This is a genomic window from Bacillus sp. JJ1773 (genome assembly GCF_036962035.1).
Taxonomy (GTDB): Bacteria; Bacillota; Bacilli; order Bacillales; family Cytobacillaceae; genus Cytobacillus.
This window is the reverse complement of sequence record NZ_JBALNX010000047.1, coordinates 30,777-39,050: the sequence shown is the minus strand read 5'-3', so window position 1 is coordinate 39,050 and position 8,274 is coordinate 30,777. Positions and strand designations below refer to the sequence as shown.

General features: G+C 40.0%; 7 protein-coding genes. All 7 read left to right on the top strand.

The window, feature by feature from the left end; genetic code table 11:
- Positions 1-237: 237 nt before the first annotated feature.
- The 7 genes from V7127_RS13865 (at position 238) to V7127_RS13835 (ending at position 8,268) form a co-directional block, all read left to right on the top strand.
- Positions 238-1,296: a glycosyltransferase family 4 protein gene (locus V7127_RS13865; protein WP_335353276.1), complete on the top strand. Its 1,059-nt coding sequence runs from the start codon at positions 238-240 to the stop codon at positions 1,294-1,296.
- A gap of 149 nt (positions 1,297-1,445) precedes the next feature.
- Positions 1,446-2,558, top strand: coding sequence for a DegT/DnrJ/EryC1/StrS family aminotransferase (locus V7127_RS13860; RefSeq protein ID WP_335353277.1), 1,113 nt, complete (start codon positions 1,446-1,448; stop codon positions 2,556-2,558).
- A gap of 157 nt (positions 2,559-2,715) precedes the next feature.
- Positions 2,716-3,459: a hypothetical protein gene (locus V7127_RS13855; protein ID WP_335353278.1), complete on the top strand. Its 744-nt coding sequence runs from the start codon at positions 2,716-2,718 to the stop codon at positions 3,457-3,459.
- Positions 3,452-4,462 carry a Gfo/Idh/MocA family protein gene (locus V7127_RS13850; RefSeq protein WP_335344507.1) on the top strand — a complete coding sequence of 337 codons (1,011 nt, stop codon included), beginning with the start codon at positions 3,452-3,454 and terminating at the stop codon, positions 4,460-4,462. Before V7127_RS13855 ends, V7127_RS13850 begins: the two co-directional genes overlap by 8 nt.
- Before the next feature lie 61 nt (positions 4,463-4,523).
- Positions 4,524-5,837, top strand: coding sequence for a nucleotide sugar dehydrogenase (locus V7127_RS13845; protein WP_335353279.1), 1,314 nt, complete (start codon positions 4,524-4,526; stop codon positions 5,835-5,837).
- A 273-nt stretch (positions 5,838-6,110) separates the two neighbouring features.
- Complete coding sequence (locus V7127_RS13840) at positions 6,111-6,842, top strand: acyltransferase (protein WP_335353280.1); 732 nt, start codon at positions 6,111-6,113, stop codon at positions 6,840-6,842.
- A 1-nt stretch (position 6,843) separates the two neighbouring features.
- Complete coding sequence (locus tag V7127_RS13835) at positions 6,844-8,268, top strand: lipopolysaccharide biosynthesis protein (protein WP_335353281.1); 1,425 nt, start codon at positions 6,844-6,846, stop codon at positions 8,266-8,268.
- Positions 8,269-8,274: the final 6 nt, after the last annotated feature.

The following is an 8,274-nucleotide window of genomic DNA, read 5'->3' as shown; positions in this document are numbered from 1 at the left end:
ATTTTAGAGGATAATGCCATTTTAGGGCGAAATGTTATAAAGACTTTTTTATGAAAAAGGTGATAATATAGTAAAGTTATCAAATGTTGCTATTCTGTAATATTTGTAAAAATGAAATTAATTGAATTCTTTTGTATATATGTTAGGATTAATCTGAATTGGTATAGAATAAAACTTGCTTTTTCGAGGGATAATACTTGCCTCTAGCAGGATTACTACGAATACAAGGTGATACTATTGGAGATAAAATTTATCGCTGCCTTTCTAGCGGCTATAGTTACATCCTTACTGATAACGCCCCTTGTCATAAAATTAGCCATTAAGATTGGCGCTATAGACAAACCGAACAAAAGGAAAGTGCATTCAAAAATTATGCCTAGACTTGGCGGTTTGGCCATATTTGGAGGGGTAGTTGCAGGCTATTTTGTCGGTGGGCTATACAATGAAAAAATTACCGGAATTACAGTTGGTGCCATTATTATTGTGATTACCGGCATTCTTGATGATAAATATGAATTATCAGCAAAGTATAAGCTTCTTGGCCAGCTTCTTGCTGCTGGTGCTGTTGTGGGAAGCGGCTTAACTATTGATCATTTAACGATCCCGTTTTTCGGAACGTATGATCTTGGATTATGGACCTATCCAATTACAGTTTTTTGGATTGTGGCCATCACGAATGCGATTAATTTAATTGATGGACTTGATGGTCTTTCTGCCGGAATTTCAGCCATTGTAATTGGTACAATTGCTTTTATGGCTGGAATTGCAGGGAAACCGATGATCTTAATGCTATCGCTTATCTTACTAGGCAGTACGTTAGGCTTCTTGTTCCATAATTTTCATCCGGCAAAGATCTTCATGGGAGATACGGGAGCCTTATTTTTGGGCTATTCGATTTCCGTCCTTTCTTTGCTTGGACTATACAAAAGTGTAACGTTATTTAGCTTTATTGTTCCAATCATCATATTAGGTGTTCCTGTTTTCGATACAACTTATGCAATCATTAGAAGGATTGTCAATAAAAAGCCGATTTCTGCGCCAGACAAATCACATTTGCACCATCGTCTGCTTGCATTAGGGCTATCTCATAGAAAAACCGTATTATGTATTTACGGTTTCGGAATTGTTTTCAGCGTAAGTGCCATACTATTCTCAACAGCAACACTTTGGGTTAGTATTTTCCTCATCTTCGGCCTGCTGCTAATTTTTGAACTGCTGGCTGAAGCGATTGGTTTAGTCCATGAAAAGTATCAGCCTGTTATTAAAATGTATCGTAAGGTTACTGGACGACAATAGGATAGGCCGTTTGTGGACGCCCGCAAACGGCTTTTTTTGAAAAGAAAAATCGAAAAGTGTCAAAAAACAGTAACGAAATTTGTCTGCATATCGTCTATTATGTGATAATATAATTTAGTATTTCATCTAGAAAGCTGGAGGAAATGAGTATGAACATTCCAATGTTAGATTTAAGTGAACAGTATCAAGAATTAAAAGAAGAAATGTTAACAGCCTTAGACCAGGTTATGAGTTCTTCCCGATTTATTTTGGGTGATAACGTTAAAAAGCTCGAGGCTGATGTAGCTGAATTTAGTAATGTTAGTCATGGGATTGGCTGTGCAAATGGCAGTGATGCGATACATATTGCTCTTCAGGCTGCAGGTATCAAGTCTGGTGATGAAGTCATCACTACTCCATTCACATTCTTTGCTACAGGCGGATCTATTGTTCGTGCAGGTGCGACACCTGTATATGTAGATATTGACCCGGTTACATTTAATATCGATCCTGCGAAGGTAGAGCAAGCTATTACAGACAAGACAAAAGCGATTATTCCAGTTCATTTATATGGACAAATGGCAGATATGGAAGAGCTTCGCAAAATTGCGGACAAGCATAATCTGGCCATTATCGAAGATGCTGCCCAAGCGATTGGCGCAAAACAAAATGGAAAGACGGTCGGTGAATTAGGAACTGCTGCTACATACAGCTTCTTCCCGACAAAAAATCTTGGTGCTTACGGTGATGCTGGAATGATCGTGACAAGTGACGATCAAGTAGCTGAGAATTGCCGTGTCATCCGCGTGCACGGAAGCAAACCGAAATATTACCATCATGTATTAGGCTATAATAGCCGTCTAGATGAGCTTCAAGCGGCTGTCCTAAATGTGAAGTTTCCTCATTTAAATAAATGGAGCGAGCTTAGAAGAGAAAAAGCGGCTGTCTATACACAGCTACTTAATGATCAATTAGGTGATCTTGTAAAAACTCCAGTCGTAAAAGAAGGAAATTACCATGTTTTCCATCAGTATACGATCCGTGTAGAAAAACGTGATGAGCTTCAAGCGTTTTTAAAAGAACAAGGCGTACAAACGATGATTTACTACCCGCTTCCGCTTCATGTTCAGCCTGTATTTAAAGATTTAGGTTACCAAGAAGGAGATCTGCCTGAATCCGAAAAGGCTGCAAAAGAAGCGTTATCACTTCCAATGTTCCCAGAACTAAAACAGGAGCAGCAGGAATATGTTGTAGCTAAAATCAAGGAGTTTTACAACAAATAAAAAACCGAATGAAACGTCGCCGAAAAGGGGGCGTTTCTTTACTTGCCAGTAAGGCTGGCTAATTCCCGGCTTTCTTCTAACTCATAGAGATCGGTTGGAACATTTTTAGCTGGGAATCAAAGAATATTGATAAATTTTAAAAGGAATGGTGGTCCTGTTGGCAGAACAGAAAAGGTTTGTATTATATGAATACCTCGTATTCTTTTGGAAAAAGAAGGTTTTCTTTTTAATTATTCCTCTGATTTTTACCTTATTAGGATTCGGTGGCTCATATTTAATTCCTAAAGAGGGAAAATATGTAGGGAGTGCAACGGTTTTTACTGGATCTATAAAATTAAAGGCGTTAACGAATCCGGTCAGTATTGAGGCTGATTTTGGCAAGGATGTCCATGGTGTCATTGATACTTATGTATCAAGTGAAAGCTATATAAAAATTAAAATTTACGATGATAACAAAGAACGCCTTGAGCAGGATCTTCAAAAGATGACGGCGGGTGTTGAAAAGGCGCTTGTGGAAAACTTTGACCTAAGATATAAAGCGACAGAAGAGGGAATAAAACTTAATGAAAAAAAGTTTGCTGCACTTGAAGGTGTATTAGAATCAAGCAGCGCGAAATTAGAAAGCAATAACCTGACAATTGATGAAACGTCAAATATTACTAGTTTACTTGAATACACAGAATTTGAAGCATCTGCAACTGCAGCTTCAATACAAAAAATGGGCACTGATTTAACCTTTTTCGAGCCGCCTTCCATTGTTAGTCAAGACGTGAAGACAATGGACACCTATAAATTGGAGTTTTCATTAGCAGGTCTAATTTTGGGGGTTTTTGCAACTTTTCTAATCCTTATGCTTTGGAACTATATTAACGAGGCCCGGAGGTATTACAAACATGATTAATTTTGCCATCGTAGGAATGGGGCATATAGCAAACAAACATATTGAGGCAATTGAAAAAGCAGAGAATGCAAATTTATTTGCTATTTGCGATACGAATCCAGCACGTTTGGAAATGGACAATCCGAATGTGAAAAAGTATACCGATCTTCAAAAAATGCTAGAAGAAAACCCGGAAATTCATGTAGTCAATATTTGTGTCCCATCCGGCCTGCATGCTAGATTGACGAAAATTGTGGCAGAAAACGGAAGGCATATTATTGTAGAAAAGCCGATGTCATTAAAGCTTCAGGATGCTGAAGATATGATTCAATACGCGAATGACCACGGTGTGAAGTTAGCTGTCGTTCATCCAAACCGTTTCAGACCAGCGATTCAGAAGTTAAGAGAGCAAATGGATGCAGGTGCTTTCGGGAAACTAAGCCATGCAAATGCAACAGTTCGATGGAATCGTAATCAAGCTTATTATGATCAGGCTGAATGGAGAGGAACGAAGGAGTTTGATGGCGGTGTTCTAATGAATCAGGCCATTCATGATCTTGATCTAATGCTTTGGCTAATGGGTCCTGTTGAATCTGTACAGGCTATGGCAGCAACCCGTCTGCGAAAAATTGAGACAGAGGACGTTGCGGCGGCTGTTGTCCAATTTAAAAATGGCGCACTAGGCGTCATTGAAGCAGCGACAACCATTTATCCGAAAAACTTGGAAGAGTCCCTTGCGATTTTCGGCGAAACTGCATCTGTGAAAATTAGCGGTCGAAATGCTAATTTCATTGAAACATGGGACATTGAGGGAGTATCTGAAGAGGATGCGGACAAAATAAAAAATGAAATTAAAGCAGATCCATTTGGGAAGCCAGGGCATCAATGCATCATCGAAGATATGGTGCTTGCTGTGCAAGAAAATCGTAATCCAATTGTAACTGGCGAAGACGGTCTTGCTCCTGTAAAATTAATACTGGCCATTTTAGAATCAGCCGAAACAGGGAAAAAAGTCGTTCTATAAGTGAAACTTCATTAAGTGGCAGCCTTGCTGCCCGTAATCTGCTCTAAAAGGAGAAATAAAGATGGACGTATATACATCATTATTAAATAAAATTGAAAAGAAAGAAGCTGTCATTGGAGTAGTCGGACTAGGTTATGTTGGTCTGCCGCTAGCAGTTGAAAAAGCAAAAGCCGGCTATAAAGTAATCGGTTTTGATGTGCAGGCAGCGCGTGTTGAGCAAGTAAATATGGGAATTAACTATATTGGAGACGTTGTGGATCAAGATTTAGCGGATATGATCAAGAACGGTCATTTGGAAGCTACTACTGATTACGCTCGAATTCAAGAGGTTGATGCTGTAGCTATTTGCGTGCCAACACCACTTGATATTTATCAGCAGCCGGATACTTCTTATGTGAAAAGCTCATCTAAAGAGATTGCGAAATATGCACATGAAGGCATGCTTGTTGTATTAGAGTCCACAACTTACCCAGGAACAACAGAGGAAATTGTAAAGCCAACTCTTGAAGAGAAAGGCTTTAAAGTTGGAGAAACTGTGTTTGTTGCGTATTCACCAGAGCGTGTTGACCCAGGTAACAAGCAATTTAAAACGAAGAATACCCCAAAGGTTGTAGGCGGTATTACCGAAAATTGTACGAAAGTGGCAGCTGCCCTTTATCGAAATGTCCTTGAAGGGGATGTACACGAAGTATCTTCTCCAGCTATTGCTGAAATGGAGAAAATCTTTGAAAACACGTTCCGCCACATTAACATTGCCTTAGCGAATGAAATGGCGATTTTATGTGATAAAATGGGCATCGATGTATGGGAAGTAATTGATGCAGCGAAAACAAAGCCTTACGGATTCATGGCATTCTACCCAGGTCCTGGTTTAGGCGGTCACTGTATCCCAATCGACCCATTCTATTTAACATGGAAAGCGCGCGAATATAATTACCATACAAAATTAATCGAGCTTGCAGGCGAAATTAATAACAGCATGCCAGAATACGTCATTACACGTTCAATGCAAGTTCTAAATGAAGACGGTAAAGCTCTTCGCGGTGCAAAAGTAGCTGTCCTTGGTGTAGCTTACAAAAAGGACATTGACGATGTTCGTGAATCACCAGTTCTTAAAATTGTTGAGCAATTAGAGCACCATGGCGCTGATTATACTGTGGTTGATCCATACGTAAAATCATTCAGATCATGTGATCAGCAAGTTGAAACAGTCGAGCTGTCTAAAGAGCTATTAAACGAGGCAGATCTCGTATTAGTAACGACCGATCACACTGATTTCGATTACAGCATGATTGCTCAAGAGAGCAAAGTCATTTTTGATACGCGTAATGCATTGAAAGGTATTGAAAAGCCAAATAAGTATATTAAATTGTAATAGATATCCGCCACCCTAGCGATATATCCGCGACATTGGCGTAGATATCCGCGACTCTAGCGATATATTCGCGACATTGGCATAGATATCCGCCACTCTAGCGATATATCCGCGACATTAGTGTAGATATCCGCGACTCTAGCGTTATATCCGCAACATTGGCATAGATATCCGCGACTCTAGCGTTATATCCGCAACATTGGCATAGATATCCGCCACTTCAGTGATATATCCGCAACTCATATTATAAAAGGTAAAGGGAGACTTTCGAATATGAATTATATTGATCCTTCCGCTCAAGTAGATCCATCCGTTCAAGTTGGACATTTTTCGGTCATTGAAAAAGATGTGAAAATCGGTAAAGATGTCATCATCGGTAACCGTGTAACGATTCACGAAGGTACAATCATTGGCGACAACACGACAATTGCCGATGGTGCAGTTGTTGGGAAGCCGCCAAAGCCTGCTAAGACTAGTACGGTTAAGCTTTCGGCTTCAATCCCGGCACTGGAAATCGGGGAAGAAGTGACAATTGGGGCGAATTGCGTGATCTATCGCGGCGCCAAAATTGGTTCGAGCACGCTGATTGCGGACCTTGCAAGCGTTAGAGAAAATGTCGAAATCGGTAACCTTGTCATTGTGGGCAGAGGGGTAACCGTAGAGAATTATGTGAAGATTGGCGACCGGACAAAAATTCAATCTAACTCTTATATTACAGCTTACACGACTCTTGAAGAGCAAGTATTCATTGCTCCATGCGTAACAACGACAAATGACAATTTTATGGGCAGAACGGAAGAGCGCTTTGATAAGATCAAGGGCGCCCATGTGAAAAAAGGAGCTCGTGTTGGCGGAGCCTCCATTATCCTGCCTGGAATCACAGTGGCAGAAGAAACATTTGTGGCTGCAGGTGCATTAGTCACGAAGGATACAGAGCCTAAGACATTGATTAAAGGAGTTCCTGCTAAGTTCACCAAAATGGTAGACGAGCGGGAGCTATTATAGGGTGTTCGCCCAAATTAAGCGTTTAGGAGCGGATTCGCTCCTTTACGCATTTATGAACGTTGGTACGAAGCTGATTGCCTTTATCATGCTTCCTATCTATACTTCTTTTCTTGCCCCTGCGGAATATGGGGTAATAGATTATTTGGATCGGATTACCTCGATGCTTACCTTCTTAGTCATCTTTGGCACCGATTCGGCTCTCGCTTTTTATTACTTCGAATCGGAGGATAAAAAGAAGAAGCTTGATTATGTTAGGTCCGTCATGACCTTTAGACTCCTGATTGTTCTTATTATTGCTATCGTCTTTCTTATCGGCGGCCAATGGCTGGCTCAACTGCTTTTAGATGATGCCGCCCTCTATAATTTGCTCTACATTGCCATTGGGGTTATGGCCTTGGATACCGTCATCGCCTTAATCTTAACGGTTCTTCGGTACGACTTTTTTACAAAAAAGGTCGTTATCTTTACGATATTGAAAATGCTCTTAATTGCAGTCTTTTCCTACGGATTTTTAGCTTATGTCAGCCCTACAATCGATGGCATTTTATATGGACGGCTGATCAGTGTAGCCATCGTTGCTGTGCTGTTAATCAAGCCTTTATTGAAATTCATTAAATTTACCTTTAATAAAAAGCTATTAAAGGAAATCTTAATCTATGCGGCACCGCTTGTTCCGGCATCTCTCGCATTCTGGGTGATCGTCAACGCGAATTCACTTCTATTAGAAAAGTTTACTTCTTTTCACGAAGTAGGTATTTACGGGTCAGCGGTAAAGTTTGCTTCTTTAATAACGCTACTTACGAGCGGTGTGCAAATGGCTTGGAGACCTTTTTCAATGTCACTAAAGGACAAAAAGGACAGTCCCGTTTTATTTGCGAAGCTCTACTATGGTATCCTGTTAGTAGGAACCATTGGTGTTTTAATGGTTGCCACACTTATGCCGTGGATTATTCGCATGTTAAGCAGCGAATATCATGAAGCCTATCAGTATGTTGCGATTTTGTCGGCTGTTACCTTCCTGAATTTTTTCTATATGATTATTTCAGTTGGCATTTTCTTTACGAAACAAACGAAAATTATTTCGTACGCGTTTGGAATGGCAGCCGTTGTGAATATTATTTTAAACATAGTATTAATCCCATCGTTTTCGATTTGGGGAAGCGTTGCGGCTTATTTGATTTCCTATATCGTGGCCATTACGTATATTTTCTTTAAAAGCCAAAAGCTATACCATGTGCCTGTTTCATTTGGCAAAATGACTTTTTTATTCATAACCTCTCTATTAGCTGTGATCGCGATTGTCTATATTCAAGAGAGCAGCATCCCTGATCTCAATATCATTTTTGCTTGGCTTGGATTTATCGTTGCCATCCTGTTATCGCGGGTGGACAAAGATTTATTGAAAAAAAGATCAAGGGCAATTTAATGTAAA